This is a genomic window from Nocardia sp. NBC_01499, assembly GCF_045040275.1.
Lineage (GTDB): Bacteria > Actinomycetota > Actinomycetes > Mycobacteriales > Mycobacteriaceae > Nocardia.
In genome coordinates this window covers 1,422,765-1,449,690 of the sequence record NZ_CP109426.1, presented here as the reverse complement: position 1 = coordinate 1,449,690, position 26,926 = coordinate 1,422,765, and the positions used below count along the sequence as shown (strand labels likewise).

Sequence of the window (26,926 nt, the reverse complement as noted above, 5' to 3'; positions counted from 1 at the left end):
GGGCGGCGGGTAGGTGACGGGGGCTTCCCGGGCGCTGTTCTCCACGGCGGGTCCGTGCGAGCTCCTTGGCCCGATGGTCGTGAGTACTGGAGCGTCGGTGACCTAACCATCCTGTACGGCGGCATTGGTGAGGCAGCGACCGAAACGGCAATCCCCCACGCCGTGGAACCTGAAATATGAATTGATTCAGCACCGGCCGGTATGGCCGGAGGCTGACCAGCACTTGAAGATAAGTGTTTGGAATCAGTGGAGACAATATGACCTTGAACGAAGAAAAGGAGGCGCTGTGAGCGCTCGTTTCTGGCCGCTGGCGCGCGGCCATGTTGTGACCAGTCGTTTCGGTCCGCGCGACGACGGCTACCACTATGGTGTCGACTTCGGACGGCCAGGGGGTAGCGGAGGTCTCGCGGCGCACGCGGTGCAAGCCGGGACCGTCGACAAGGCGGGCCAGGCGTCCGGCTTCGGCCAGTGGGTGTGTGTCAGTCACGCTGACGGTGCAGGCTATACCGTCTACGGGCATGTGATCCCGGAAGTTAGGGCTGGCCAAGTGGTGGAGGCGGGGCAGCGGATCGCGAGGATCAACCCCGACAGTGCGACCAACGGTGGCGTCGCGCCACATTTGCACCTGGAATGGCATCGGGGGCGGGTTTGGGCGCCGCCCGGCGCCGACCGGGTAGATCCGCTCCCCATGCTTGCCGACGCCGCATACCCCGGCGAAGGAACGGATGCGCCCATGACTGCCGCGGAAGTGAAACAGATTCAGGATTTCATCAAGGGATTCTGTGGTCCGATCGGCAGTGATGCCAAGGATATTCGGGAACAGTTGTGTGGGCAGGGTTCGCGTGATGGCGGTCAGTTCACGGGTTGGCGGCAGCTGGGCGGAAAATCGGTGGTCGACGCGTTGGCCGATATCCGGAACAAGGTGTTGAACCGATAGATACAACCGAAGACTGAAACCATCAATCCAACCTGCCCTGAAGGCCCAGATTGACTTGCCGTCAGATCATCCGGAATAGCGTGCCGTTGACATCACGGTGTGCGTGCCGATGAGATAGGTGCGGGTCGCGTCGTTCGCCGTACGCGCGGCGAGCATGGCGAATGCCGCTACGACAGGCTGGGCGGGAGGCCCGGCGAGTGAACTGAAATGTCGCCCTCGGTCATCCTATTTCCGCAGGTCGATTTGCGTGTTCAGCGCGTGTGTCCCCTCCGGACCTGGTGCGAGCTGAAACCCCTTGCAAAACAAGGGATTTCGGCTTTCTCGTCTCTGTCGACGACTTGAACCCTCACACCAAGGCGAGGATGAGGGCGCCGAGCAGGGCCAGGCCGAAAGCAGTCAGGACGGCAAGCGGCAGCGCGCGGGTCAGCCCCGGTCCGACGGCGCGTGCGATGAAGTAGCCCGCGCCGCCACCGAGCGCCGCCAGCACCATTCCCTCGCCTTTGACCAGGTAGAACACCGATGCCAGTGCCGCATTGCCGACCTCTTCGACGCCGCGCGCATCGTCACCGAACGGGATCGGAAACCGGTAGACGATCCCGACCAGGGCCGCCGCGACCGGAGCGGTCAGTACGGCGGCGAGCAAACCCCACGTCGCCACCGCCCACCGCGCGGGCACCGTCGTCCGACCTTCCTCGAGCTCCATGTATGCCCACTCTCTGCTCTCCGTAGCTGAATCGTAGAGTTGCCGACCATTCGCAGGGTGTTCGACCGGGGCGCCGCGATACCGTCTGTCGTAGCGGCACTGTCGAAAGCGTTCGGGCGCAAGTAAAATGGCTTCGATACAGGGGGCGCAAGGAGGGGTTATGTCATCCGGTCCGCGGTATCCGAAGCACGGTCGACGTCGAGCCGCCCGAGTAGTCCGTACGGCCACTGTCTTCGCGGTGCTGACTACGCTCACGCTGACTCCCACCCAAGCCTTCGCGCAGCCGTACCCGATCTACGGTGCGATCCGGGTCGAATACGACGAGGCCGGTGGTCCCGCCTTCTTCGGCGAGGCGGTGAACGCGGAGTCCGATGCCGCCCGCGGGGGCCGCTGGCAGGCGTTCGAGAAGGACAGCTCGATCTATTGGCATCCACTGGTTTCCGACGGTCATGCCAATGAGATCGGCGGTGCGATTCGCGCCAAATGGAGCGAACTCGGTGCGGACAACGGCGCGTTGCGCTATCCCACCAGCCGAGAGCTCCCGACCCGTAAGCCGGGTCGTTTCAACCAGTTCGAGGGCGGCACGATTCACTGGTCGCCTTCGACCGGAGCGCACAACACCTGGGGAGCGATCCGCGACAAGTGGGCCACACTCTCCTGGGAGGACGGCACACTCGGCTTCCCGACCACCGACGAGTTCCGCGCCAAGAACAACGGGGCAGGACAGCATTTCGAGGGCGGCTCGATCTACTGGTCGGCTGACACCGGCGCCCGCGTGATCTCCGGCGCGATCAGAGACATCTGGGCGAGCCAGAATTGGGAGAACGGCCGCTACGGCTACCCGATCAGCGACGAGTACGACTACAACGGCGGCCGAGCCCAGGACTTCCAGGGCGGCCGTATCGAATGGCAGCCGCCCCGCTGACCAGATGCTTTGCCGGTGCGGCGGCGTCAGGCGGCGAAGACCTGGGAGTCGTCGGCAAACGCCTTGAACTCCAGCGCATTGCCCGCCGGGTCGATCAGGAACATCGTCCACTGTTCGCCGGTCTGCCCCTCGAAGCGCACATAAGGCTCGATGACGAACTCGGTGCCTGCCGCGCGCAGCCGATCGGCGAGCTTGTGAAACTCCGGTACCGCCAGGATCAACCCGAAGTGTGGGACCGGAACATCATGGCCGTCAACCGGATTGCTGATTCGCTGCACACTGCCCTGCGCCAGGTGCGTCACGAACTGATGGCCGTGCAGGTTCCAATCCACCCAGGTGGCGGCGCTACGGCCCTGCGTCAAGCCGAGCACCTCGCCGTAGAAGTGACGCGCGGCGGCTAGGTCGTCGACTGGCACGGCCAGATGGAACCGGGGGATCGGTGAGTCGTGGACGGTCATGAGGGGCTGCCTTTCTGAACGCGGGCCCCGGACTGGCAACCGGGATGATGTCGCAATGTTAACATTCATACAATCATGAGTATCGACACGAACAGGATGGCGCCTGCCCGCCGCCGAGGGCTGGCCGACGAGGTGGCAGACCGCATCCGAGAAGCCATCTTCGACGGGACCTACGAACTAGGGGCGCAACTGCGCGAGGTCGAACTGTCGAACGCCCTGGACGTCAGCCGCGGCCCGGTGCGCGAGGCGCTGCTGCGGCTGGAGCGCGAAGGCCTGGTGCGCAGCGCTTGGCATCGTGGCGCGACCGTGACGACGCTGTCGCCCGAGGACGTCATCGAGCTCGACAGCCTGCGCGGCGCACTGGAACAGCTTGCCGTCCGACAAGTCGTCGCGCAGGCCACCGAACAGGACATCGCGGCCGTCGAGAAGGTGGTCGACCGCATGGCGCACGCCAGGGACGAGCACGAGATGGTTCGCTGCGACATCGCGTTCCATGATGCCGTCTACGCGGCCGCCCGACACCAGCGTCTCGCGGAGGCATGGCAGGCGATCCGCTGCCAGGTCCACCTGCTGCTATTGACGCGGATCGGACTCAGCACAGCGGGCTATCTCGCCCACATCCCCGAAGAGCACCGCGAACTCGTCACCGCCCTGCGCGACCGTGACACGGAAACCGCCCTCGCGCTGTTCGCAACGCACCGACGCCAGGCCTTCGACATACTCACTGCACACCCCGACCCAGCAGATCGCTAGGTATCCGTGGCAACGCATTCGGTGGAGGCCTGGATGATCCTGTGGCCCAGCGTCTTTGCCGCTAACAGCCGGTGGTGAGCGCACCGGATAACCATCAGGCCCTGGAATGTTGACCGGATGGGCGTCCCGTGGGAGCCTCGGGCTATGCCCCCGCTCGGCTGCACGGACGAGCCAGAGATGAGGCGTCGGAATTTCCCGCCGGCCGACGCGGGTCGCAGGACCGCAGCCGGACGCGGGGACGGCGCTGAGCTGACGCATCCGGTGGTACGGACCGGCTTCGACCGCTTCGCTGCCGACGGCTACCAGCTGGTGGCCGGCAAGAAATTCGGGATCATCGCCAACCCCACCGCGATCGAGAGCGACCTCACCCACGAGGTCGACGTCATGCACGCCGCCGCGGCGGTGAACCTGACCGCGGTGTTCGGCCCGGAACACGGCTTCCGTGGCACCGCTCAGGCCGGCGGCGGGGAGGGCACCTACACCGACCCGAAGACCGGGCTGCCGGTCTACAACATGTACGGCACCGATGTGGCCGACACCGTGACGCTGGTACGGCAGTCCGGAGTGCAGGCGCTCGGCTTCGATATCCAGGACGTCGGCGCCCGGTTCTACACCTACATCTGGACGATGTACCTCGGTTTGGTGGCGGCGGCTGTGCTCGGCATCCCGTTCATCGTGCTGGACCGCCCTAACCCACTGGGAGGTGCCAGACCAAGCGGCCCGGTGATGCATCCGGGGCTCGAGACCTTCGTCGGCATGAAGCCGATCTGCCAGCAGCACGCAATGACCGTCGGCGAGCTGGCGCTGCTGTTCAACGACCATTTCGTGCCCGCCGATGCCGGCGGCAGGAAGGCGGAGCTGACCGTGGTCGCGATGCGGGGCTGGCGCCGCGGCATGTACTACGACCAGACCGGGCTGCCCTGGGTGATGCCGTCACCGAACATGCCAACCCCCGACACCGCGTTGATGTATTACGGGCTGTGCCTGTTCGAGGGCGCCAACCTGTCCGAGGGTCGGGGCACTACCCGTCCGTTCGAGCTGATCACCGCCCCTTACATCGACTACCACTGGCTGGACGCGCTCAACGCCGAGCTGGAAACCAACGGCGTGCACGGAACCCGGTTCCGCGAGGAGTACGTGCGGCCGACCTTCGACAAGTACGAGAACACGGTGTGCGGCGGCCTGCAGTGCTACATCACCGACCGCGGCTCGTTCGACGCCATCACCACCGCGGTAGCCATGCTGGTGACCGTCCGGCGCCGGTATCCCGACGGCTTCGGCTGGCAGTACCCGGGGCGGGACGCGATCTGGGTGGACAAGCTCTCCGGCTCGGACTGGATCCGCACCTCGGTCGACGCGGGGAAGGACACCGCCGAAATCGTGGCGGGCTGGCAGGCCGAGCTTGCGGAGTTCGCCCGACTGCGAAAGGAGTACCTCATGTACCCGGAGGATGACCCATCGTGAGACGACACCAGTTCCCGACCCCGTCCGCCCGATCATGACATCGGGGCAGGTCACGGTCACCAGTTCCGGTGGGCCGACCCTGGCGGAGCTGGTACCGCACGGGGGCCCGGTGCTGCGCTACGGCACCCCGGCACAGGCCAGGCTGCTGACGCAGTATGCCGACCAGACCCCGGTGGACGCCGCGGCGGGGCTGCGGCCAGGAACCGGCGCCGACGGCCACCCGATGTACCCAGGCGAGGTCGTGATCGCCGGGCGCGACGGTGTGATCGCGGAGTTCGCTGCCGACGGCTACAACCTGCTCTACGCGAACCACCAGGGTGACCTGCTGCCGAGCGACCAGTGGCGCGCGACCACCACCGACACCATCTTCGACCTGGCCTCGCTGACCAAGCTGTTCACCGCAACGGTGGTGGTGCAGTTGATGCAGCGGGGCCGGCTTGCGCTCGATGACACCGTCGTGAAGTACCTGCCGGACTACGCGAGCAACGGCAAGAGCGACATCACGATGCTGCAGCTGCTGACCCATACCTCCGGGCTGCCGCCGGACCCGAGTCCGCCGCTGTGGACCTACGCCACGCACGCCGAAATGATCGCCGCGATTCTGGCCACCGTGCCGCAAACCCCGGCCGGGACGGCTTATCTCTACTCGGACCTGAACTTCTTGACACTGCAGTTGGTCGCGGAGACGATCACCGGCCGCACCCTGGACGTGCTGGTCCGCGACGGTATCAGCGCCCCGCTGCGGATGACCGACACGATGTTCAACCCGCCGGCCGCACTGAAGCACCGGATCGCTGCCGAGGAGTACCAGCTGGTACCCGACCGCGGCCTGGTCTGGGGCCAGGTGCACGACGAGAACGCCTGGGCGCTCGGGGGAGTGGCCGGGCATGCCGGGCTGTTCTCCACCGCGCACGACTTGGCCATCTTCGCGCAAACCCTCCTGAACGGCGGCAGTTACGGCGACTGCCGGATCCTGTCCAGGGACTGGGTCATCAAGATGCTGACCAACTACAACCAAGCATTCCCCGGCAACGACCACGGCCTTGGCATCGAGCTCTACCAGCATTGGGAGGCAGGGGCGCTGGCGACGCCGTATAGCTTCGCGCACACCGGTTTCACCGGAACCTCGCTGGCCGGTGACCCGACCACCGGTGCGTTCGTCATCCTGCTCGCCAACAGGGTCCACCCGAGCCGCGACTGGGGTTCCACGAACCCGGCGCGGTGCGCGGTCGCCTATGACATCGCGCGCGCGATAGCGGTGCCGCCGACCGCCGACCGCTACGCGTGGTTCGGCGGGATGGCCGACCAGACCACCAACAGCCTGGTACTGCCGATCACGCTGCCCGCGGCTGCCCGCCTGGAGTTCGCGCTCTGGTACGACACCGAGCCCGCCTGTGACTACTTCTACCTCGAGGTATCCAGCGACGGCGGCACGACATGGCAACAGGTCCCGTTCGCGATCACCGGCGACCGCCTGAACGTGACCACACCCGGCCAGGTGAGCGGGTACGAGGGCCGACAATGGCTGACGGCCTCCGCCAGCCTCGCCGGACTGACCGGCCAGGTACAGCTGCGCTGGCGCTACACCACCGACACGCTGTACCACGGCCGCGGTGTCTACATCGATGCGATCCGGATCACCGCCGGACCCGAGCTGATCTTCGACGACCGGATCGAAAGGGACACAGCGAAACTCGTCCTCGACGGCTTCACCGAAACCACCGACTGACAACCGCGCCACCACTCCGGCATCGGCCTGCTCTCCATCGATACGGAGGCTCGCAGCTCGAACCGCATCGTACGAGGTCGTGGCGACCACCCGCGCCGTCCACGGACCGGGCATGGTTGTGCTGGATCTGGTGGCGACGCTCGCGGTCGGCGGGGACTGCGTGGCGGATCTGGCGGTGCTGCGGACCCGGCGGGGCATGTGTCAGCCGGAATTAGCTGATGGCCTGGTTGAACTCGGTCAGCACCTGGGGCAGTGCCTGCAGTGCCGTCGCGCCGTGATCGATATCGCCGAGATCGGTCATCGTTGCCTGGCCACCTTCGGCACGGATCGCGTCTTCGCAGTGGGTGGCGTTGGCTATGGGCACGTCTCGGTCTCCGCGGGAGGCGAACAGTGTCACGGGTACCGGCGGCCGCCATTGACAGCTCGAGTCCGCGACCTGGATCGCGGCGGCCAGTGTGCCGCTCGGGTTGCGCAATCGGGCCAGAAACTCCGGGGTGAACAGTTCGTCCAGGTTGACAGGCAGCGTGGCGAGCACCTGGTTGGCAGGCTGACTGCCATCCAGTGATCGCTCCACAGTCTGATCGTAGGGTGACCTGAATGCCTCGCTCGGTGTGTTGTATAGGTGGTGCAGCCGCTGCCACGCGACGGTCAGATAGGCCAGGTAGGCGGATGCGTGGTTGATGCCGCCCTGCGGTCCGGTCACGGCTGTCCGCAGGGAGCCGCTGAAATCGTGCGGGCCGCTGATCGGTGCCAGCGCTGCCGGGCGCAGCCCGGGGACTCCGCCACGGGACAACTCTCGCCCGACGGCCATTGCCGCCGGTCCGCCCTGGGAATGGCCGCTCAGCAGCACTCGTCCGTCGATACGGTGTCCGGCTTGCTCGCCGAGTGTTCGGGTCGCGCGCAGGGCGTCCACCGACGCGGTAACGGTGCTGGGTAGATCGTCGTAAGGATGGAGGCCGGGTCCGGTGCCCAAGCCCAGATAGTCCGGTGCGGATACCAGGTAGCCGTCGGCGGCGAACAGCACAGCCGTGGCCCTGTTCGAGCTGTCCGCGGTCATCGAGGCGGTCGACGCGCGCGAGACGGTGGTTCCATGCTGCCAGGACACCAGCTGAGGCCGCGCGGAGTCGGTCTTCGGCCGCGCGACAAGGGCGCTGGCTTTGGTGGGCTGCCCGGCTGGATCGATGGAGGCATATTCGATGCGCAGCATAATCACCCCGAAACGCACCTTGGAGGCGTCTACACCCTGATCGCGCAGATACGCACGCACTTGGTCGGGATTCATCTCGGTCAGCGGCACGGTGTTCAACACCGTGCCCCGCTCGGTCGAGCTGATGGATGACGTGTTTGCCGCAGGCGGCGTACGGCCACCCTCCTCGCTACAAGCTCCTGCGGTGAGCAGTACGGCGACGGCGGAAAGACTGGCGACGGCGCGTTTTTGAATCACCGGTACAGACTCGCGCCACCTGCGACTTGCCGACATCACTCCCGAGGACTCACATCGGCTAGCTCCCTGGTATCAGCGTTGGGGATTCATCGAAACACCACCGCTAGTTCGACTTGTTGTACGCCGCGACGACGTCGGCCGGGATTCGGCCACGTGTGGACACGTTGTGTCCGTGCTTCCTGGCCCATTGGCGTATCGCCCCTGATTGTTCACGGTCGACCACGGAAGCGACTTTCCCGTTGCTATTCCGCTTGGTGCGACCGGTCTTACGAGCCTTCTCGATCCAGGGATCGAGGGCTACCCGAAGCTTGCCCGCGTTAGTTGTGGACAGGTCGATCTCATAGGCCTTGCCGTCGATTGAGAATTGAACTGTTTCACTCGCTTTGGACTTGCCGTCGAAGTCGTCGATCAGAGTGACAGTGACCTGCTTGGCCATGGTCGCATCCTTTAACGTAGTTACGAGTATTGGAAGAAATGTTAACGGTATTCGCAAGGAAAGCCAAATAAGCCGTCAATCGCCTCGGTCTCGGGTGTCCGAAATCGAGTGGAATGTACGAGTTCGTAGTTCGATATTCAATCTTCAAAACATGAGTTTACCTGCACAGTTACGGGCGCAGTCAGGTTATGGCCGCGCAAAACCGCTGATTCGCGTGACCTGTCACGCTCAGCGGTGATTCGAATCCATACAATCGGCGCTGATCATCGCCGAGACTCACCACACGAGCCGTTCGGGGGCGACAACGCGAGGCGAAAGTGCGGAATGCGATCGATCAAGCCACCGATCACGACGGGGAACGACCCTGGGCAGCCTGATGGAACAGCCGAACCGGACAAGTGCACTGCATTCAGTGGCCCGCGAGGAACAGGGGCTCCAGGTGACGGCTAGAAGTTTCCGCTCAGGAAGGCGTGGCCGAGTTCGTGGCAGTCCGCAGAGCGTGGTGTTCGGCTCGCGCTTTCAGCGGAGCGTCACCGGCAGCGTTTCCAAGCGCTGGAATTGGATGCTTCGGCGCCAACGCAGGCTTTGCCGGTCAGCCGCGAGGGCGATATCGGGGTATCTGGTCAGCAGCTGCGTGATGGCGATCCGTGCCTCGGTACGGGCGAGTTGAGCGCCGAGGCAAAAGTGGATGCCGTGCCCGAAAGGTAGTGACCGCCGGGGTTTTCGCGTGCTGTCGAAGATTTCGGGGTTATCGGTGGCGTTGGGATCGTGACCGGCCGCGAGGAGGGACACCATGATCCATTCGCCCGCGGCGATGTCCTGTCCACCGAGAGTGACGGGCTCGGCGGTGAGCCGCAGCGTTGCTGTCGGTTGTGGCGGGTCGATGCGGAGGGTTTCGTCGATGATCGCCTCGAGCGCTTGCGGGCCGGTGCGCGCTCTGTCCAGTTCGGCAGGGTTTTCGAGGAGGTTGAGCACAGTATTGGCGATCAGGCTTGTCGTGGTTTCGTGGCCCGCGATGAGCAACAGCGCGATCGTGGATGTCGTCTCGTTCAGGCGTACCTGGCCGCGGCGCATCTCGTCGACGAGAATGCTCAGCAGATCGTCGCGGCGCCGGAGTTTGTGACTGGCGAAGCTGGTCAGGATTATCTGGCTGAAATCGAATGCGGCCCTGTTGAGTTCGTTGACACTCGAGGAAAGGACATCGCCGAGGACTTGTGAGGACTTGCCGATGCGCGCGGAATGGCGCGCGGGTATGCCGATGATCTCTGCGATGATCTGCACCGGTAGCGGCACGCCGAGAGCCGGAACCAAGTCGACGGGCTGAGTTGGATCCATGGTGTCGATGAGCTTGTCGGCGATATCGGTGATGCGGGGGATTCGCTCGGCGATGGCGCGCGGCGTAAATGAGTCAGCGGCAACGCGACGAAGGCGGTCGTGGTCGGGCGGGTCGGTGGCGAGCATGTGCGTGAGCATGTACGAGCCGAGGGTCTGGTCGATCCGCTGCCGCAAGGTTCGGGGACCACCATTGCTACGCAAGCCAACCATTGTTCCGGGGGTCTTGATCACGGCTGGATGAGTGAGCACTGTTCTGGCGAGCTCGTAGTTGGTGATCATCCATCCGGTGACTCGGTGCGGCGCCGTGAACCGGTGGATCGGGCCTGCGAGTGCGAGTTGGCGGACGAAAGCGGCGGGTTCTTGGAAGTAGCGGTCATCGAACGTCACATCCTGGACTGTCGTCACCCCACGGTTCTACCATCGGCCGCCGGTAGACGTGAAGTGAGCTGGGCGGCTTTCGCCGAACATGATCATGTATGTGTTCGAACATGTTGGCTGCCAGCATGATTCAACGAACCGCGCGAGCCGGATGTGCGGGCTCGTTCATGCCACGGGTGTGCGATATGAGGTGCGTGAAGCCGCCGGTCGTCGTAAGCTGCGACCCGTGAGTAGTCGCGGTTTGAGCACTCGGATCAAGACCAGACTCAGACGAGAGACGAGGGGTGGGGATCCTGACTTCTACGCAGGACGCGTCGTCGCACTAACCGGTGCGGGGTCGGGCATCGGGCGCGAAATGGCGATCGAGCTCAACCGCAGGGGCGCTCGCTTGGCGCTGGCAGGCAGACACAAAGAGAATATCCGCGAAACGCAGAAGCTATGCGCGGCTCCCGGCGACGTCGAAGTATTCGAGGTCGACATCTGTGACCGCGTGGCAATGGCGGCCTATGCCGCAAACACGATCGACCGGTTCGGCCGTTGCGATGTCCTGCTCGCCAATGCGGGCATTCTTCATGTCGGCAGCGTCGAGTCGACCTCCTACGCGGATTTCGACACCGTCATGGGCATCAACTTTGGCGGAATGGTCAACAGCGTCAAGGCTTTTCTGCCTCATCTACTCTCCACCGGCCAGCCGGCCCGGATCGCCACCGTCTCGTCCGCGCTGGGGCTCATCGGCTCTGCCGACCACGCGCCCTACTGCGCCAGCAAATTCGCGATGCGCGGCTTCACCGAAAGCCTGCGGGCGGAGCTCGCGCGGACGAATGTCGCGGTGACTGCCGTGTACCCGGGCGGTGTCCGGACGCTGATTTCACGGTCCGCGCTGCTGGCTCCCGACGTCGACCGGGAAAAGGTCGTCAAAAGATTCGAGGAACACATCGCTCGTACCGACGCGGACCAGGCCGCTCACACTATCCTCGCCGGCGTCGAGCAGGGCCGCGCTCAGGTTGTGATCGGTGCCGACGCGTGGCTGGCCGAGTTCGCCGCCCGTATCGCAGGCCCGCATTTCGGCCAGGTCATCAAACTCGTGTCAAAACTGTGATCGCCATCGGCTCAACTGCCAACCGATTGTGAAGTCAACAGTGTTCAGGTTCTAGGGGGGTACCGATGGCAACAAAATGGTTGCTGCTCGAGATGTTCGATGACCGACGACCGACCGTGATCGCGGTAGGTCGAAGTCCGAAAAAGTTTGTCCCGCTCGATCGCATCATCAACCACCGACTTACGCTGTCGGAGACGAAGGCCGCCATCGCGGAAGTCGCCGTCACGTATCAGCAGGTCGATCGTATTTCCTCGGATGGCAGCCGCCGCACCGTCGCTGTCCCGCTGCTGATCTCGGCACAGCGGCTGCATGGCGTGATGGTGTGGTCCGGGCCGCCGAACGAGGCTCTGCCACAGCGTGATCCAGCTGGCGCCTGGTATTTCAACATCACCGAAGGTACATCGACGCGAAGTGATGATCTGCTTGACCTGATGGGTATTCCGGTCGAGGAACGTGATGCGATCCGGGAGCACTCGATTGCCGCGGTCTTCGCGGACCCGCTCACACCGAATTACAACGAGCAGGGCACCGCGCTGGCTCGCATTGTGCGGGCCGACGAAGGCCAAGAAACTCAGCAGGTATGGACCATCCGGCGTCCTGACGGAGAGCTCCGAGGAGCTCACTATTCCTGTCGAATGGTCCACAAAACCGGATCCGGCGGCAACGTTGAGCGACTCCTGCGGGGTATCACGCACGATATCGGTCCGGCGACCGAGACAGCCGTGGCGCCACCTCCGATCATTCTCGAGCACCGCGTGCTGGCGGTAGCCGCCGATGACGGCGAATACCGCGTCATCATGAACACCCGAACACTGCAGATGCTGCGGTGGATGGGGCCACCGATGCCGGGAATCGCCTGGGAGGCGCTGGAAGACGAGCCAGCGCCTGCCATTCACCCTGATGACGTTGCCGTCGCCCGCGTGATGTCCGACGGTCTCCGTGCTGGCCGCACGGCTGGTCGGGTGCGCGTCCGGTCACTGGACGGGGGTTGGACTGCTTTAGCCGCGAAGGCGGTGCTGATGCCGCTGGATCAGAGCACTACCGCCGCGCTGGTTACGATCAGGCTCGCCGATCCGAATGGGTCAGGCCGCACTACAGAACCGTACGTCTAGCTTGTTTTGTAAGAAGAGCGGACTCCGTTATGCAAGGTTCCAATTGCGTTGGGGAAGAAGTTCTTTCGGTTGAGAAACCGTTGCACACCGGCCAGTCTTCGCACTACTGTTACCTGCAGCGCGCCCGCACCCCGTAGGGGCGGGACTCCTGTCGGCATCGACGATTGTGCCGCTTGTGCGTTCGACAGCCCTCAGTCGCTGACACATCGTCAGCGGAGGGTACTTCGACGTGGAAGCGAGCACTGTGATTGCTGAATTCGTAACTCTCGCATGCAGGAGTATTGAGCTGGGCGACTCCGGGGTGCCGCGGCGTACCGGCGCGGGACGGGCATGACCGGGGTACAGCTTCGTCTACGGCCAGACGCGGTGAAACAGCCACTGCGGCAGTGCGTTTCGACGGCGGTTCGGCAGAGCCGTTCGTTCTGACGGTGAAACTCGATACAGCACACGGCTTGCCGATCGGAAGTCTGCCGCGCATCGGATCCCCGATATCGGCAGTCCTATTTCAGACTGCGGGTCGGGCGGTGCATCGATCTCCAAAATATGGAGGGGAGAGATCGATGCACCGCCCGACCTGCAGTCATGCGGATACCATCCGGGCATGGCGCGCGACCTAGTATCTGCTCAGTGCCGCGCGCTCGTCCAGGTGCGCGCGACGAATCGGAATCGGTCGCCGCGATAGAGCGAACGTGTCCATTCGATGGGGCGCCCGAGCTGATCGGAGGCGCGGCGTTGGATCAGCAGGGTCGGGGATCCGACGGCGACGTCGAGCAGGTTCGCTTCGTCGGGTGTGGTGAGCGCGGTTTCGACGGTGTCCTCCACCGCGGCTACCTCGACCCCGTAGCAGTCGCGCAGGGTCGCATACAGGGAGCCGTGTTCGGCGAGGTGGCGGCCGAGGTTCGGTAAGCGATCGACGAGATGGGCGATCTCGATCGCCAGGGGTTCGCCGTCGACCGAGCGTAATCGCTCGAGGCGGTGGATCCGACGTCCGGGCGTGATGGCGAGTTGTTCGGCGACGATCTCGTCCGCTGGCACCTTCGTCAACGTCAGGATTCGTGAATCAACTTGCAGCCCTTGGTCATTGATGTCATCGGTCAACGACGTCAACTGCTGCAGGTGCACCACCTTCGGCGGTGCGACGAAGGTGCCGCTGCCCTGGATTCGCCGCAGCAGTCCCTCGGCGGCGAGTTCGGCGAGCGCCTTGCGCAGCGTGGTCCGCGAGGTCGCGAGTTGTTCGGCCAACACCCGTTCCGGCGGGAGTGCGGTCGACGCGTCCAGTGTGCTGATGAGCTGGCGCAGCGCCAGTTTGGTGTCGTAGTAGCGCGGCTGCGCTCGTGTGGCTTCCGGAGCGGTCCCCGCGGCGTTACCCATGGCGCAGAACCTACCGCGCCGTCCCCAAGTTGACGCGGGAATTGGTGTATGCCAATCTCGTCACCGGCAAATTGGTGTACACCAATTACTTCCCTGATCAACGGTGAGAGGCGAAGAGACATGCGGTTCGTGGCCGAGCTACGGGCGTCGCCCCGTCTGGGGGTCCTGGTCGGCACCGTTGCCGCCAGCGTCGGGGTGATCTATGGCTACGACCTGTCCAACATCGCGGGCGCGCTGCTGTTCATCACCGATGAATTCGGCCTGACCACCCATCAGCAGGAACTGCTCACCACCGCGGTGGTGATCGGCGAGATCGCGGGCGCCGTCGGTGGTGGTGTGCTCGCCAACCGGATCGGCCGCAAGAAATCGATGGTTCTGGTCGCCGCGACCTATGGCGCGTTCGCGCTGCTCGGTGCGTTGTCGACCGCGCTTCCGATGCTGATGGCGGCTCGATTCGCGCTGGGCATCACGATCGGCATTTCGGTGGTCGTTGTGCCGGTCTTCGTCGCGGAGTCCGCGCCTACCCGGGTCCGCGGCGCGATGCTGGTGGCCTATCAGGTGGCGACCGTGATCGGCATCATCGTCGGATATCTCGCCGCGTATCTGCTGGCCGGCTCGCAGAGTTGGCGTTGGATGCTCGGGTTGGCGGCGGTGCCCGCCGTGCTCACGACGGTGCTGTTGCTGCGACTGCCCGACACCGCGCGCTGGTATGTGATGAAGGGGCGGACCGAGCAGGCGCGCCGGGTGCTGCAGCGCATGGAACCGGATCTGGATCCCGATGCCCAACTCGCGGAGATCGAGCGCGGCCTGCGGGAAGAATCCGGCGGTGCGCTGCGCGAGATGTTGCGCAGACCGTATCTTCGGGCGACCGTCTTCGTCGTCGGACTCGGTTTCTTCATCCAGATCACCGGGATCAACGCGATCGTCTACTACAGCCCGAGACTGTTCGAGGCGATGGGCTTTCGCGGACATTTCGCGTTGCTCGTGCTGCCCGCGCTGGTGCAGGTCGCGGCACTTGCCGCGGTGTTGGTCGCGCTGGTGTTGGTCGATCGGCTCGGGCGCAGGCCGATTCTGTTGTCCGGCATCGGGATGATGATCGCCGCCAATGCTCTGCTGATCGCCGTCTTCCTGGCCGGATCTGATTTCGGCGGTGTGCTGACCGTGCTCGGGTTCCTGGGTGTCCTGCTGTTCACCGTCGGTTTCACCTTCGGATTCGGTGCGCTGGTCTGGGTTTACGCGGGGGAGAGCTTCCCAGCGCGGCTGCGATCGACCGGATCGAGCGCGATGCTCACCTCGGACCTCGTCGCGAACGCGATTGTGGCGGGGGCATTTCTGACCATGCTCGAATCCCTCGGCGGGGCAGGCACATTCGTGGTCTTCGGCGTGCTCGCGATAGTGGGCTTCGTGTTCGTGTACAAGCTGGCGCCGGAGACCAAGGGGCGGCAGCTCGAGGAGATCCAGTACTACTGGGCCAACGGTGGGCGCTGGCCCGCTCCCGTCGGTCAGGATGTGCGCTCGTGACGGTCACGCTCGGTCTCGACATCGGCGGCTCCAAGACGACGGCGGTCCGGGCCGAGGACGGCGTTGTCGTCACCGAGGCTCGGGCCGGCAGCGCCAACATGGCCTCGGTCGGTGTGCACGAGGCCGGACGCCAGCTCGATCTCATCCTCGAACGGGTCGGCGGTTACGGTGCCCGCGCCGTGTGCGCGGGAGCGGCGGGCGCCGACACTCCGGAGGGCCGCGCCCGACTGCGAGATCTACTCGCGGAACGTCTGCCTGATGCGATGATTCGAGTCGTGCACGACAGCGAACTCGTGCTCGCGGCCGCGGGGCTCGACCACGGTGTCGCGCTCATCTCTGGCACCGGTTCGGTCGCCTGGGGGCGGCACGACGGCCGTATCGCGCGTGCGGGTGGCTGGGGATATTTGCTCGGCGACCAGGGGAGTGGCTATTGGGTGGCGCGCGAGGCGGTGCGCCGCGCGCTGGCCGGGATCGACCGGGGTGAACCCGCGGACCGGCTCGGGCAGGCGCTGGCCGCCGAATGCGGGCTGCGTTCGACCGAACAATTGCTCGACCATTTCTACAACCACACCGACCGCAGATATTGGGCGCGCCGCGCGCACGTTGTCATCGAACTGGCGGAGATCGGTGATCCGATCGGCCGCGCGATCGTCGCCGAAGCGGTGGCTGATCTGACCGAATTCGTTGTCACCGTCACCGACCGCCTGTCCTGCGACGGGCCGGTGGTCGTGGCGGGCGGGCTCGTGGTGCACCAGCCGCTACTACAAGAAGAGTTGCGTCGCGCGCTCGCCGAACGCGGTATCGACGATATGCGAGTGCTCGATACCGACCCGGTGCACGGTGCGCTGCGACTGGCGCGGCAACTACTGGACCGAGGCGCGGCGGCACTGCCCGGATAAGCCACCACCTACATCGAGGAGCGACATGACCGACCACGACAACCCCGGCGCGCTCATGGCGAGCGAGATCGCCGAACAACCCGCGGCCTGGCAACGGCTGCTCACCGAGGGCACCGACGCGATCCGCGCCGCCGCCGCCCGAATTGCCGAGTACCAGCCACGATTCGTACTTTTCGTCGCGCGTGGCACCAGCGACCACGCGGCGCTGTACGGCAAGTACCTGGTGGAGATCCACCATGCGCTGCCCGCCGGGCTGGTCTCGCCGTCCACCATGACGATCTACGACAGCGCACCGGAACTGCGCGACGTGCTGTTCGTCGCGGTGAGTCAGTCCGGTGGCTCACCCGACCTGGTGCAATCGGTGGAGGTCGCGCGGCGCCAGGGTGCCTTGACCGTGGCGCTGACCAACAATCCGGCGTCCGCGCTTGCCGCCGCCGCCGAGATCCACGTCGACGTCCTTGCCGGTCCGGAACGCGCGGTCGCGGCGACCAAGTCCTACACCGCGGAACTGCTCGCGCTGTATCTCATGCTCGACTACGCACGCGGCGGGGACGGCGCGGGCACTGCCGAGCTGCCTGCCCTTGGCACCAAGGTGCTCGAGTCCGGTGCGTCCCTGGCGGCCACCGCTGAGCGCTACCGGTTCGCCCAGCGCCTGATCACCTCCGCGCGCGGCTATTCCTACCCGACCGCCAGGGAGGCGGCGCTGAAACTGATGGAGACGTCGTACCTTTCGGCACAAGCGTTCTCCGGCGCCGATTTGCTGCACGGGCCGCTGGCCACCGTCGACCCCTCGGTTCCGGTGCTGGCGATCGTCCCCGACGGCGCGGGCGGGCGGGCGATGCTTCCGGTGTTGTCGCGGCTTGCCGAGCTGCGCGCCGACGTCTTCGGTGTCGGCACCGCCGACGCGATCGCAGATCTGTCGGCGGGTGTCGTCCTGCCGACCGGTATTCCCGAACCGCTCTCGCCGCTCGTGGAAATTCTGCCCTTGCAGCAACTGGCCCTGCACCTGGCGATCGCGCGCGGCGGCGACCCCGACCGGCCGCGCGGACTGAAAAAGGTGACCGAAACGCTGTGACGACGCGGTCCGCACCTGATCGAAGCCGTGCCGTCCTGACCTGTCCGGCGAGCGCGCCGAGCTGATCGATCATTCGGGCAGCGACTCGGCCTGCCTGGCGATACGATGCGAAAGTTGCTGTGCGCCTGGATGTTCTCAACATCGGTGTTGTCTCAGGTGCAACGATGCCTGGAGGAGTCTTGACGTCAACAATTGCGACCGCTCCGCACAGACTTCCGCTGCTGGGGCATTTTGTTCCGCTGCTGCGAGATCCGGCGGGTTTTGTGGCCTCGCTGCCGGCTTACGGTGACCTGGTTCGCATCGGCATGGGGCCGATCACGGCGGTCATGGTCTGTGACCCGCAGCTGACACAGCAGGTCCTGCGCCACGATCGCGTCTTCGACAAAGGCGGGCCGGTGTTCGATCGCGCCAGGGAGGCGATCGGCGATGGCCTTGGTACCTGTCCGTACTCGAGGCATCGTCGGTTGCGGCGTCTGATGCAGCCCGCGTTCCACCCGTCTCGTATCGCCGAGTACGCGTCGGTCATGAGCCAGCGGATTATCGAGATCGCCGAATCCTGGCGCGACGGGCAGATCATCGATGTCCGAGCACAAATGAAAACGCTCACCTTGCAGGTGACCACCGCGACGTTGTTCGCCCATTCGGTGCCAGAGCCGAGTCTGCGGCGCATATTTCGCGACGTCGATACGGTCGTCGACGGCGTGATGCGGCGGGCGATCATGCCGGGCCCGCTGCTGCGGTTGCCGATCCTCGGCAACCGCGCGTACTGGCCGGCGATCACCCGTTTGCGTGCCGTCATCGGCCAGGTCATCGCCGAGCGCCGCGCCGCGGACATTCACCCCCCGGACCTGCTCTCGGCAGTGGTCGACGCTCGCGACACCGACGGCGGCGGACTGAGCGACCCCGAGATCGTCGACCAAATCCTCACCCTGTTCGTGGCAGGCACCGAAACCACCGCCAGCGCCCTGCAGTGGGCGCTATACCTGCTCGACGAGAATCCCGACCTTGCCGCGCGGCTGCGTATCGAGCTCGATACCGTCCTGGCCGGGCGACCCGCACGCTACGACGACCTGCCACAGCTGCCGCTCACCGGCCGAATCATTACCGAAACCCTGCGCGTGCGGTCACCGTTCTGGCTCGCCACCCGCACGGTCACCGAGGACACCGAGCTCGGCGGGCATCCGTTGGCGAAGGGGGCGATCGTGGCTTACAGTCCCTACCTTTTGCATCATCGCGCCGACCTCTACCCCGAACCCGACCGTTTCGACCCCGACCGGTGGGACCCCGCCGTCGCGACCCCGGCGCAACGCAGCGCCCTGATTCCCTTCAGCGACGGTGCCCGCAAATGCATCGGTGACACCTTCGCCGTCACCGAAGCCGTCCTGGCGCTGGCCACCATTGCCACCCGTTGGGAACTGCGCGGCGTACCCGCCCAAGACACCAGCCCCGCCCTGTCCTCGATATTGCGCCCCAGAAAGCTGCGTATGCGTGTCACCGCCCGGCACGCCCCCGCGGTCTCCTGCGCGGTCAGCGATCTCGAGGTCCTCGGAACTTCGCCGACCCCGGGCCGCGGGACCGGCAGCGACAACGATCAGTGATCCCGGAACCGAGATGACCCGACAGTGCTCGAGCGAGGACCTCATGACCGACATCCCCACCACGCACCGCGCCATCGCTCCCGACGTCCGCTACGTGATCCCTAGGATTGTCAGCGGTTTACGGAGCGAGGTTCATCCGCTCTACGACGGGACGGTCGCTTCGGTGAACGCGCGGTTCCGCCCGTTCCTGCTGGACTACTTCGAGGAGTACGAGGGCGAGAGCCGCCGCACCGACAAATTCCTCGGCCAGAGCCACCCCTACTGGGGAGCCTTGTGTTTCCCGCACATCCGCGAGGAGCGGTTCTTCGGGTTCATGACGTGGATGCTCGCCACATCCCTGGTGGACGACTCCTTCGCCGACCCGCGTATCCACCAGGTGCCCGGCGAAGCGGAGGCCCTGAAGCAGTCCTACGTCGCCCTGCTGCGGGGGGAACCGTACGAGGAGAACCGGCGCACCCGGGCACTGGCCGCCGCGGTGTCGCACTACGACGGTGCCTCCTCCCCGTCAGTAATCAACCGCATGCTCGGCGCGCTGGTCGACGTCATCGAATCGAGCATGCGGGAACTGGAGGGCGGGGTATCGGCCAGCTTCACCGATATGGACACCTATCTGCGGTTCCGCCGCACGAACGTCTACGGGGAGTGGCTGAAACCGATGACCGAGTGGGGGCTTGGAATCGACCTCGACGAACACCCGACCGAAGCCGGTGCACTCCGGCATCTGCACGATCTGGTCATCGACCACTGGATCCTGGTCAACGACATCTTCTCGTTCCCCAAGGAACTCGAGGCCGGGGAAGACATGAACTGCGTCTTCCTCCTCATGGACCGAGAAAACCTCTCGCTGCAAGAAAGTCTCGACCACGCGGCAGCTCTGGCCACGGCGACCGAACAGGAATTCATCACTGCCAGGGGCACACTGCCCACCGAGCACCTCGCACACGACCACGACGTGCGGCGATATCTGCTGGAGTTGGAATACATGATCTCCGGCAACCTCCAGTTCCACCGCTGGACGAGCCGCTACCACGGCTACACCCGAACCGACCGCCAACAGGACGGCTCCGCCGAGCAGACGTCACTGTACCGACGCGGGGACACGCACAACCCCCGGTAAACCCGCAGCGGCAGTGCGCTTTTCGACACCATCCTCGACTGCCAGGCCGTGCGGCGTCGTTCGACCGCCGGCTGAATCGCCAGTGATCGCAATCTGATTGGCTGGGGCGGAGATCGCCTCGGTCCTCTCCTGCTCGCACGATGGTGCCTCGGGTGCGGTGCGTTCCGGTGGGGGCAGGAATGGCATGGATGTTCCATTCGGTTGGCGCGGTTGTTCAATGGTGGGTCGGGGTGGCTTTCCTAAAGTCTTTTCATGAATTCCATCAGTTACCCTGCGTTTCCGGTCCAGTGCGACATCCGAGTGCGGCAGGGCGATCTCGGCCGGAACGGGGCTGTGAGCACGGTTGGGATGGCTCGCTGGCTGGAGGATGCGCGGATACGGGTGACGATGCCGCAATTCGAACGGCTGGTCGGAGCCGGTGGTTTCGAGCCGCACCAGATCATTCTCGTCAGCCAAAGTGTGCAACAGCTGGCGCCGGTCTATGGCACCGACGCTGATATACAGGTGCGCACCGGAATTCGTCGCATCGGGCGGTCATCGTTCACTTACGCACAAGCGGTATTCGCCGACAGCGAGCGGGTGGGTGGTGGCGGGGCCACGGTGCTGAATCTCGGTCTCGCGGGGCCGCTCGCGCTTCCGGACGAGTTGATCGCCGATCTCGCCGACCTGTCCGTCCCGGATTCGAGCGAGACAGCGGCGACCCGTCCGGCCACCGAGCGCCGGCGACGAGACCACTACGCGTTCTTCGCTGCGCTGCGCGCGCGGATCGGCGACGTCGACGCCAACCAGCATGTCAATTACCTCGCGCTCACCACCTGGTACGACGAGGCTGTCGCGGCGTTCACGACCGCGGCGATCGGCGAGGACGGGCCGGTGCCCGACCTGTCGCCGTCGTCGTATCGAATCGACTACCTCGGCGAGGTCACCTATCCCGGCGAATACGAGATCGGCGTTCGGGTCCGCTCTTTCGATGTCGATGCTGTGCGCTATGAGCTCGGGATCTTTGGCGGCAGCACATGTTTGGGCATCGCGGACGCCGTCGGAGCACGAGGTGTGCTGTCCAGCGGGTCCTTAGGCCCCGGTGGCCCGCGCTGACCGGGCGTATTCGACGGGCGTCTGGCCGTAGCGTTTCTTGAAGGCACGGATGAAGTGGCTGCTGTCGGAGAATTGCCAGTGCGCGGCGAGTTCGGCGACGCTCGGTGGCCGGGACCGCGCGGTGAGTGCGAACCGGGCTTCCTCCAGCCTGCGGTGGCGGATGTAGCTGGTTACCGATTCACCCGCCGTGGTGAACGCCCGTTGCAGGGTGCGCACGGAGACGTTGAGTTCCCGTGCCAGCAGTGCGACGGACAGCTCGGGATCGGCGAGTCGACGGTCCGCCGCTATCTTCGCCGCGTGGATGAGTGCGGGCCCGAGTTCGGGTTCCGCGTCGTCGAACCGGCCGGTCGCCACCGCCTTGGCCAGTTCGATCAGCGCGTCGTGGGCGGCGCGCACACCGGCCGGGCCCAGGTCGGTCACCGTCGCGTTGACCATGCTCGTGTGCGCAAGCAACAGGCGCATCTCGGCCGTGTCCGCCGACTCGGTGACGCTGCGGTTTCGCAGCCGTGGATCGAACGCGACGGAGGGCAGCGTCAGGATCTGCACCGTGGTGTGTGGCACCGCCCCGAAATGCAACGGCGGGCCGTGCCGCAGCAGGAACTGCCCGGCCCGCACCGTGTGTTCGGCGCGATCGGGTACGCCGCCCAACGACCATATTCCGCGCCGCACCACATACATCCGTACCTGATCCGCATAGCCGTACGGTGTACCTGCCGTCCGGATCGTGGACGCGCTGTCGAGATCGGTGATCGCCACATCGCGCACCTTCGCCACGCGGCTCCTGACCCGGAAATCGCCGGTCGTGGCCTGGCTGAAAGTCGGCAGCGGGAAGGCGTCGCCGACCTGTGTCTGCCACCCGTGCCGGAAGACATCGAACCCGCGCGAAACGGCGCCCGCCACGGTGGAGTCCAGGGAGAAACCTCCGTGCGAGTCGGCGACCTCTGCTCCAGTGCTGTCCATCACCTGCCGATCCGTTCCGTGTTCGCTGCTCGGAGCCTATTTTCGCGCGCGCCCTAGTTCAAGCCCGGTGCGCCTTCCGCTGCGGTGGGAGGTCGTGGCGCGGATGTTCCATCCAGACGGCGGCGTGATCCAAGACCGCACGGTGCCGATCTTCCTACGCTTCGAAGGTAGCCCGATCGTGGCATTGGCATGCGGACGAGCTTGTGAGCCAACAGAATTCGGTCGCCTGAGGAGTCATCACATGGAGCACGAACCAATTGTTCTCGACATCACCGGTACCGATATCCAAGGCGAGTCGGCCCGGATCCGCCGACGCGGGCCGATCACTCGGATCGTGCTGCCCGGCGACGTTCCCGCCTGGTCGGTGACCGACGCCACGGTGCTGCGCCGGCTGTTGACCGACTCCAGGGTGTCGAAGGACGCGCGGCAGCACTGGACCGCATACAACACGGGGGAGATCCCCGCGGATTGGCCGTTGCGCTCGTGGGTCGGCGTCGACAACATGTTCACCGCCTACGGGCCCGAGCACCGGCGGCTGCGAAAGCTGGTGGCCCCGGCGTTCACGCACCGTCGGACGATGGCGATGCGTCCGCGGATCGAAGCGATCACTGCCGACCTGCTCGACCAGCTGTCGGCGAGCCCGCCCGGCGCGGTGGTCGATCTGCGGCAGCGGTTCGCCTACCCGGTACCGATCCGCGTGATCAGCGAATTGATCGGCGTCCCAGATCATTTGGCCGCTCCGCTGCACGCATGCGTGGACAGGTTCTTCGACACCTCGGACACCCGCAAAGACCCGCCTGCCAACTACCTCGAAATGTACGGGCTGGTCAGCGAACTCGTCGCCTACCGAAGAGCCGAGCCCGGCGATGACATCACCACCGTGCTGACCGCCACCTACGACGAGGACGGCACTCAGCTGACCGAGAAGGAACTCGTCGACACCCTCATGCTTATCGTCAGCGCGGGGCACGAGACCACCGTAAACCTGCTCGACCAAGCGATTTTCGCGCTGCTGACCCAGCCGAGGCAGCGGGCCGACGTGCTCGACGGAAAGGTGGGCTGGGCCGAGGCGGATCAACTGAGATCCAGGATCTGTTGTGGCGCAGCACATCCGGGCTAGTGTTCGGCTTCAAGGAGCGCGAGCAGTCCGGGAAACCTGCTCTCGACGTCTCTGCGTCGTAGGCGGATGCCCTTGCGGTTGCCGTAGTCGATCTCGTTGATGAGGCCTGCTTCGCGCAGGACCCGGAAGTGGTGGGTCTGGGTCTGCTTCGAGATCGGGAGATCGAACGAGTTACAGCCTCGCTCGCTGTCGCTGCGGTCGGCGGCCAACTGCGTCATCACCGAACGACGGTGCTCGTCAGCGAGAGCGCGAAGCACCACGCCAAGCTCGAGCGCATCGACCTCTGGACCGACCAGGTTCGTTCCGGCCACCGACACCTCCTTCAGGTACGTGTTGCATCGTACCTTAGTGGCGTGATCTACTCGAGTACGAAATTGATCGTACCTAGACGGCCGGGAATGTGGTCGTCGGCGTTCCGAGAGGTCTTGTCATGAAGAAGCCCGAGGTGCTGATAGTCGGTGCCGGAATCGCGGGGCCCGCGCTCGCGTACTGGCTCGCCCGGAATGGATACCGGCCGACCGTCGTCGAGCATGCCAGACAGCTGCGCTCCGGTGGCAGCGCGATCGTCGTGAAGGGGCCCGCGATACCGGTCGCCGAGCGTATGGGCATCCTTCCGCCGCTGCGCGAGCTCGCCACCCGCAATCGGTCGCTGACCCTGCTCGACCCGGCAGGCAAACCAGTCCTGCGGCTTCCCTCCTCCTCGGGAGAGTCGCCGACGGTCGAGGTGACCAGGGCCGACCTGTCCGAGGTACTGCACCGGTCGGCGCGCGGCGATGCCGAGTTCGTGTTCGACGACACGGTCACCGCACTCGATCAGGACGAAGGCGGGGTCGACGTCACCTTTCGACGGTCCGCGCCACGGCGTTTCGACTTGGTGATCGGTACCGATGGGATGCACTCCACCGTACGGCGTCTGGTGTTCGGGCCCGAGCGGCAGTTCGTGCGCGACCTGGGTCTATACGGCGCGACCGTCCCGCTGGAACCCGACGCCATCGACGACCCGAGCGAGCTGACGATGCTGACCGTGCCGAATCGGATGCTGGTCGTCCACCCCTCGCGCACCACGCCGCTCGCGATCTTCACCTTCCGGGCCGCACGGCCGGCGCCGCACGACCGCAAAAACATCGCGCTGCACAAGCAAACCGTGGCCGACGCGTACGCCGACGTGCGATGGCGGGCACCGGAACTCGTTGCGGCGTACCTCGACCACCCAGCCCCGTACTTCGACCCCTTGACGACCGTCCGGATGCCCTCGTGGTCCCGCGGACGGGTCGTACTGCTCGGGGACGCGGCGGCGGCCACAGCCCTGCTTGGCGACGGGTCAAGCATGGCGATGGCAGGAGCGTATGCCCTCGCGGAAGAACTCGCCGCCCACCACGGCGATCACGCCCGCGCCTTCGCCACCTACGAGTCGCGGCTGCGCCGCGAAGTGCGACCGCGACAGCGACGCGTCGGCCTGCTCGCCAGGCTCCTGGTGCCGAGCACCCGATCAGGCCTCGTGGTACGCAACACGGTGGGCCGCGCGGTCGGTCGAACGAACGGGATCACCTCTCGCGAAACCGCAAACCGGTAGCAGCACGGGCCAGCCAGTGATCCACCAGCCAACACCGGTCCTCATCAGGATCGCGTGCCGAGTCGCTCGACTGGGCGGGTTCGGCTGTTGTGCAGCCAGTTCAGGTATTCGGAGAATCGTTCGACATAGGACAACGGTGTCGGTGCCGCGGCCATGGCGTCCGCGTGCTGTCGCACTTGCCGATAACGGTCGAGCCTGTTGTCTTGGTAGGCGGCCAATGCCGGTGCGATATCGGCGCGGCCGAGGCAGTCACCGAGCACGCGCGCGTCCTCGATACCAAGCGAGGCACCGGACCCGATGTGCGGAGACATGGCGTGTGCCGCGTCTCCGGCGAGCACGACCCGGTCACTGGCCCAGCGAGAAATGGCTGGTACCACGGCGACCCGGCTGTGCAGGACCGAGTCTTGCGGGGTGGCCATGACGGCCGCGCGCAGTGCGAACGGCCAGGTCCCGTCGTGCAGGTTCGATACCCTGGCGAGGGCTTCTTCCTTGCCGTTCATGGTGGTATCGGCGGTGGTGCCGAATTGGGCGATCACCCAGCAACAAGAACCGTCGGCCAGGCGCATGAGCGTCCCTCGGGTGCGGTCGCGCCCGAGCACGGGATAGCCATCGCCGATCTCGCCGTCGAAGGGCAGCACCGCCCGCCACACATGGTGACCTCCGTAGTGACGGCTTTCCGTACCCGGGACGAGAATCGCGCGCACCCGCGAATTCAGGCCGTCGGCACCGACGAGCAGATCCGCGCGTTCGTGGTCGCCATCGGCGTAGTACACGGTGACGCCGTCACGATCTTCGACGTAATCGACGAGTTCCTTGCCGGTTCGCAGGTCGTCCGCACCGACGGCGGAGGCGAGTAACGCACTGAGCCTGGGCCGATAAACCGTCCTGGCCGGTGGAATTTCGGTCGTGACGAACTCGGCACCGGAGAAATCGCGAAAGCGTGCGAGACTTCGTTCCGTTTTGATCTCGGCCAGCCGCGCGCCGAGACCGAGTCGTTCGAGTTCCCGGATCGTGTGCGGCCAGATCCCGAGAACGGCGCCGGTCTCCCTGATCCGCGGCGCCCGCTCCCGGACCGCGACCTCGAAACCCGCCCTGCGCACGGAAAGCGCGGTGCTCAAACCGACGATTCCCGCCCCGGCGATGATCACCCGGCCCATCGCAGTCCTCCTACAGAAAATAAGTATTCAGAGAATTACCGAACAATTGTCAGGAATCGTTCACCACGTATCGAAGTGCATTACGTCCGCGATCGGCTTCCGGTTGACCGGACGGAACGGACGGGCCGGCCATCCCACCGCCATGGTCACACCGATGATCTTGTGATCTGGCACATTGAGCACTTGTCGGACGCCCCTGGTGTTGAGGTGATGTATGCCGGTCGGGGCAACCCCCAAGCCAAGCGACCTTCCGGCTACGAGCATGTTCTGCGTAGCCCCGTAAATAGCGGAGAATTGGTAGCGGTCCTCTCTCGGGTCGCCAGGAACGTACGATGATCCACAGACGAAGATTAGAATCGGAGCCTCTCGCAGAGTGGTCAACAGGTGATGTCCACCCTCTCCCATTCGGCGTTTCACCGGGTCGGCAGCACTTGCCAGCCTCCCGCGGACGGCATCGAGTGACGAGATGTCGGGAATGATGGTCTCCTGCAGACGCGCACGCTGTTCTGGTGACTTGACCACAATGAAGTCCCAGAGTTGCGAGTTCTCCGGACTCGACGCTCTAGTGCCGGCCCAAATCAGTTTATCGATCAGCTCGTCTGGTACCGGATCTTCGGACAACCACCGCATGGTCATCGCCGACCCCATCGCCTCGAACACATCCATG

Annotated in this window: 25 protein-coding genes; 15 read left to right on the top strand and 10 right to left on the bottom strand. The window is 65.2% G+C overall.

What is annotated here, in order from left to right; genetic code table 11:
• The first annotated feature begins 286 nt into the window (after positions 1-286).
• Complete coding sequence (locus tag OG203_RS06535; RefSeq protein WP_405164765.1) at positions 287-937, top strand: murein hydrolase activator EnvC family protein; 651 nt, start codon at positions 287-289, stop codon at positions 935-937.
• 346 nt (positions 938-1,283) lie between these two features.
• Here the strand turns inward: OG203_RS06535 and OG203_RS06530 are convergent, their stop codons facing one another.
• Entirely contained in the window at positions 1,284-1,640 is a 357-nt protein-coding gene (locus tag OG203_RS06530; protein WP_405164764.1) for a hypothetical protein, read from the bottom strand.
• 238 nt (positions 1,641-1,878) lie between these two features.
• On the opposite strand from OG203_RS06530, the gene OG203_RS06525 reads away from it, so the two are divergent.
• On the top strand, positions 1,879-2,565 hold the full coding sequence (locus OG203_RS06525) for an LGFP repeat-containing protein (RefSeq protein ID WP_405164763.1): 687 nt from the start codon (positions 1,879-1,881) through the stop codon (positions 2,563-2,565).
• A 26-nt stretch (positions 2,566-2,591) separates the two neighbouring features.
• On the opposite strand, the gene OG203_RS06520 is transcribed toward OG203_RS06525, so the two are convergent.
• Positions 2,592-3,023, bottom strand: coding sequence for a VOC family protein (locus OG203_RS06520; RefSeq protein WP_405164762.1), 432 nt, complete (start codon positions 3,021-3,023; stop codon positions 2,592-2,594).
• A 75-nt stretch (positions 3,024-3,098) separates the two neighbouring features.
• Here OG203_RS06520 and OG203_RS06515 point away from each other — a divergent pair, with 75 nt between their 5' ends.
• From OG203_RS06515 to OG203_RS06505, 3 genes are all read left to right on the top strand, one after another.
• Positions 3,099-3,776 (top strand): GntR family transcriptional regulator, encoded by a 678-nt coding sequence (locus OG203_RS06515; protein ID WP_405164761.1) that lies wholly within the window; start codon positions 3,099-3,101, stop codon positions 3,774-3,776.
• Between the two features lie 177 nt (positions 3,777-3,953).
• A complete protein-coding gene (locus tag OG203_RS06510) occupies positions 3,954-5,240 on the top strand; it encodes an exo-beta-N-acetylmuramidase NamZ domain-containing protein (protein ID WP_405164760.1) in 1,287 nt (428 codons plus the stop codon).
• Positions 5,227-6,969 carry a serine hydrolase gene (locus OG203_RS06505; protein ID WP_405164759.1) on the top strand — a complete coding sequence of 581 codons (1,743 nt, stop codon included), beginning with the start codon at positions 5,227-5,229 and terminating at the stop codon, positions 6,967-6,969. Before OG203_RS06510 ends, OG203_RS06505 begins: the two co-directional genes overlap by 14 nt.
• Before the next feature lie 211 nt (positions 6,970-7,180).
• On the opposite strand, the gene OG203_RS06500 is transcribed toward OG203_RS06505, so the two are convergent.
• The 3 genes from OG203_RS06500 to OG203_RS06490 form a co-directional block, all read right to left on the bottom strand.
• Entirely contained in the window at positions 7,181-8,413 is a 1,233-nt protein-coding gene (locus OG203_RS06500; RefSeq protein WP_405164758.1) for an alpha/beta hydrolase family protein, read from the bottom strand.
• Between the two features lie 103 nt (positions 8,414-8,516).
• Positions 8,517-8,849 (bottom strand): Lsr2 family protein, encoded by a 333-nt coding sequence (locus OG203_RS06495; protein WP_405164757.1) that lies wholly within the window; start codon positions 8,847-8,849, stop codon positions 8,517-8,519.
• Positions 8,850-9,368: 519 nt separating this feature from the next.
• A complete protein-coding gene (locus OG203_RS06490; protein WP_405164756.1) occupies positions 9,369-10,589 on the bottom strand; it encodes a cytochrome P450 in 1,221 nt (406 codons plus the stop codon).
• A gap of 61 nt (positions 10,590-10,650) precedes the next feature.
• Between OG203_RS06490 and OG203_RS06485 the strand changes: the two genes are divergently transcribed.
• Both OG203_RS06485 and OG203_RS06480 read left to right on the top strand, forming a co-directional pair.
• A complete protein-coding gene (locus OG203_RS06485; protein ID WP_405164755.1) occupies positions 10,651-11,661 on the top strand; it encodes an SDR family NAD(P)-dependent oxidoreductase in 1,011 nt (336 codons plus the stop codon).
• An 80-nt stretch (positions 11,662-11,741) separates the two neighbouring features.
• Positions 11,742-12,773, top strand: coding sequence for a GAF domain-containing protein (locus tag OG203_RS06480; RefSeq protein ID WP_405164754.1), 1,032 nt, complete (start codon positions 11,742-11,744; stop codon positions 12,771-12,773).
• Between the two features lie 624 nt (positions 12,774-13,397).
• On the opposite strand, the gene OG203_RS06475 is transcribed toward OG203_RS06480, so the two are convergent.
• A complete protein-coding gene (locus OG203_RS06475) occupies positions 13,398-14,144 on the bottom strand; it encodes a GntR family transcriptional regulator (protein ID WP_405164753.1) in 747 nt (248 codons plus the stop codon).
• A 120-nt stretch (positions 14,145-14,264) separates the two neighbouring features.
• Between OG203_RS06475 and OG203_RS06470 the strand changes: the two genes are divergently transcribed.
• From OG203_RS06470 to OG203_RS06445, 6 genes are all read left to right on the top strand, one after another.
• Positions 14,265-15,665 carry a sugar porter family MFS transporter gene (locus tag OG203_RS06470; protein ID WP_405164752.1) on the top strand — a complete coding sequence of 467 codons (1,401 nt, stop codon included), beginning with the start codon at positions 14,265-14,267 and terminating at the stop codon, positions 15,663-15,665.
• The gene (locus tag OG203_RS06465) at positions 15,629-16,564 is read left to right on the top strand and encodes an N-acetylglucosamine kinase (RefSeq protein ID WP_405167785.1); all 936 of its coding nucleotides are present in this window, start codon (positions 15,629-15,631) and stop codon (positions 16,562-16,564) included. The genes OG203_RS06470 and OG203_RS06465 overlap by 37 nt, the downstream gene beginning before the upstream one ends.
• Before the next feature lie 55 nt (positions 16,565-16,619).
• Positions 16,620-17,639, top strand: a complete 1,020-nt coding sequence (locus tag OG203_RS06460) for an SIS domain-containing protein (protein ID WP_405167784.1) — start codon at positions 16,620-16,622, stop codon at positions 17,637-17,639.
• A 179-nt stretch (positions 17,640-17,818) separates the two neighbouring features.
• Positions 17,819-19,237 (top strand): cytochrome P450, encoded by a 1,419-nt coding sequence (locus tag OG203_RS06455; protein ID WP_405164751.1) that lies wholly within the window; start codon positions 17,819-17,821, stop codon positions 19,235-19,237.
• 43 nt (positions 19,238-19,280) lie between these two features.
• A complete protein-coding gene (locus OG203_RS06450) occupies positions 19,281-20,354 on the top strand; it encodes a hypothetical protein (protein ID WP_405164750.1) in 1,074 nt (357 codons plus the stop codon).
• Between the two features lie 252 nt (positions 20,355-20,606).
• Positions 20,607-21,449, top strand: a complete 843-nt coding sequence (locus tag OG203_RS06445; RefSeq protein WP_405164749.1) for a hypothetical protein — start codon at positions 20,607-20,609, stop codon at positions 21,447-21,449.
• Here OG203_RS06445 and OG203_RS06440 read toward each other — a convergent pair.
• Positions 21,426-22,409 carry a helix-turn-helix domain-containing protein gene (locus OG203_RS06440; RefSeq protein ID WP_405167783.1) on the bottom strand — a complete coding sequence of 328 codons (984 nt, stop codon included), beginning with the start codon at positions 22,407-22,409 and terminating at the stop codon, positions 21,426-21,428. The genes OG203_RS06445 and OG203_RS06440 overlap by 24 nt on opposite strands.
• Before the next feature lie 241 nt (positions 22,410-22,650).
• On the opposite strand from OG203_RS06440, the gene OG203_RS06435 reads away from it, so the two are divergent.
• Positions 22,651-23,529 carry a cytochrome P450 gene (locus OG203_RS06435; protein ID WP_405164748.1) on the top strand — a complete coding sequence of 293 codons (879 nt, stop codon included), beginning with the start codon at positions 22,651-22,653 and terminating at the stop codon, positions 23,527-23,529.
• On the opposite strand, the gene OG203_RS06430 is transcribed toward OG203_RS06435, so the two are convergent.
• The gene (locus OG203_RS06430) at positions 23,526-23,840 is read right to left on the bottom strand and encodes an ArsR/SmtB family transcription factor (RefSeq protein ID WP_405164747.1); all 315 of its coding nucleotides are present in this window, start codon (positions 23,838-23,840) and stop codon (positions 23,526-23,528) included. The genes OG203_RS06435 and OG203_RS06430 overlap by 4 nt on opposite strands.
• 119 nt (positions 23,841-23,959) lie before the next feature.
• Between OG203_RS06430 and OG203_RS06425 the strand changes: the two genes are divergently transcribed.
• Positions 23,960-25,102, top strand: coding sequence for an FAD-dependent monooxygenase (locus OG203_RS06425; RefSeq protein ID WP_405164746.1), 1,143 nt, complete (start codon positions 23,960-23,962; stop codon positions 25,100-25,102).
• Positions 25,103-25,146: 44 nt separating this feature from the next.
• Here the strand turns inward: OG203_RS06425 and OG203_RS06420 are convergent, their stop codons facing one another.
• Both OG203_RS06420 and OG203_RS06415 read right to left on the bottom strand, forming a co-directional pair.
• Positions 25,147-26,259: an FAD-dependent oxidoreductase gene (locus OG203_RS06420; RefSeq protein WP_405164745.1), complete on the bottom strand. Its 1,113-nt coding sequence runs from the start codon at positions 26,257-26,259 to the stop codon at positions 25,147-25,149.
• A gap of 60 nt (positions 26,260-26,319) precedes the next feature.
• Positions 26,320-26,925, bottom strand: a complete 606-nt coding sequence (locus OG203_RS06415) for a nitroreductase family protein (RefSeq protein ID WP_405164744.1) — start codon at positions 26,923-26,925, stop codon at positions 26,320-26,322.
• Between the last annotated feature and the right edge of the window lies 1 nt (position 26,926).

Excerpts from the sequence above, each read along its gene's own strand:
- OG203_RS06530 (WP_405164764.1), bottom strand. The coding sequence starts at position 1,640 with ATGGAGCTCGAGGAAGGTCGGACGACGGTGCCCGCGCGGTGGGCGGTG.
- OG203_RS06520 (WP_405164762.1), bottom strand. The coding sequence starts at position 3,023 with ATGACCGTCCACGACTCACCGATCCCCCGGTTCCATCTGGCCGTGCCA.
- OG203_RS06515 (WP_405164761.1), top strand. The coding sequence starts at position 3,099 with ATGAGTATCGACACGAACAGGATGGCGCCTGCCCGCCGCCGAGGGCTG.
- OG203_RS06510 (WP_405164760.1), top strand. The coding sequence starts at position 3,954 with ATGAGGCGTCGGAATTTCCCGCCGGCCGACGCGGGTCGCAGGACCGCA.
- OG203_RS06505 (WP_405164759.1), top strand. The coding sequence starts at position 5,227 with ATGACCCATCGTGAGACGACACCAGTTCCCGACCCCGTCCGCCCGATC.
- OG203_RS06495 (WP_405164757.1), bottom strand. The coding sequence starts at position 8,849 with ATGGCCAAGCAGGTCACTGTCACTCTGATCGACGACTTCGACGGCAAG.
- OG203_RS06485 (WP_405164755.1), top strand. The coding sequence starts at position 10,651 with ATGATCATGTATGTGTTCGAACATGTTGGCTGCCAGCATGATTCAACG.
- OG203_RS06475 (WP_405164753.1), bottom strand. The coding sequence starts at position 14,144 with ATGGGTAACGCCGCGGGGACCGCTCCGGAAGCCACACGAGCGCAGCCG.
- OG203_RS06470 (WP_405164752.1), top strand. The coding sequence starts at position 14,265 with ATGCGGTTCGTGGCCGAGCTACGGGCGTCGCCCCGTCTGGGGGTCCTG.
- OG203_RS06460 (WP_405167784.1), top strand. The coding sequence starts at position 16,620 with ATGGCGAGCGAGATCGCCGAACAACCCGCGGCCTGGCAACGGCTGCTC.
- OG203_RS06450 (WP_405164750.1), top strand. The coding sequence starts at position 19,281 with ATGACCGACATCCCCACCACGCACCGCGCCATCGCTCCCGACGTCCGC.
- OG203_RS06445 (WP_405164749.1), top strand. The coding sequence starts at position 20,607 with ATGAATTCCATCAGTTACCCTGCGTTTCCGGTCCAGTGCGACATCCGA.
- OG203_RS06440 (WP_405167783.1), bottom strand. The coding sequence starts at position 22,409 with ATGGACAGCACTGGAGCAGAGGTCGCCGACTCGCACGGAGGTTTCTCC.
- OG203_RS06435 (WP_405164748.1), top strand. The coding sequence starts at position 22,651 with ATGGAGCACGAACCAATTGTTCTCGACATCACCGGTACCGATATCCAA.
- OG203_RS06425 (WP_405164746.1), top strand. The coding sequence starts at position 23,960 with ATGAAGAAGCCCGAGGTGCTGATAGTCGGTGCCGGAATCGCGGGGCCC.
- OG203_RS06420 (WP_405164745.1), bottom strand. The coding sequence starts at position 26,259 with ATGGGCCGGGTGATCATCGCCGGGGCGGGAATCGTCGGTTTGAGCACC.
- OG203_RS06415 (WP_405164744.1), bottom strand. The coding sequence starts at position 26,925 with ATGGATGTGTTCGAGGCGATGGGGTCGGCGATGACCATGCGGTGGTTG.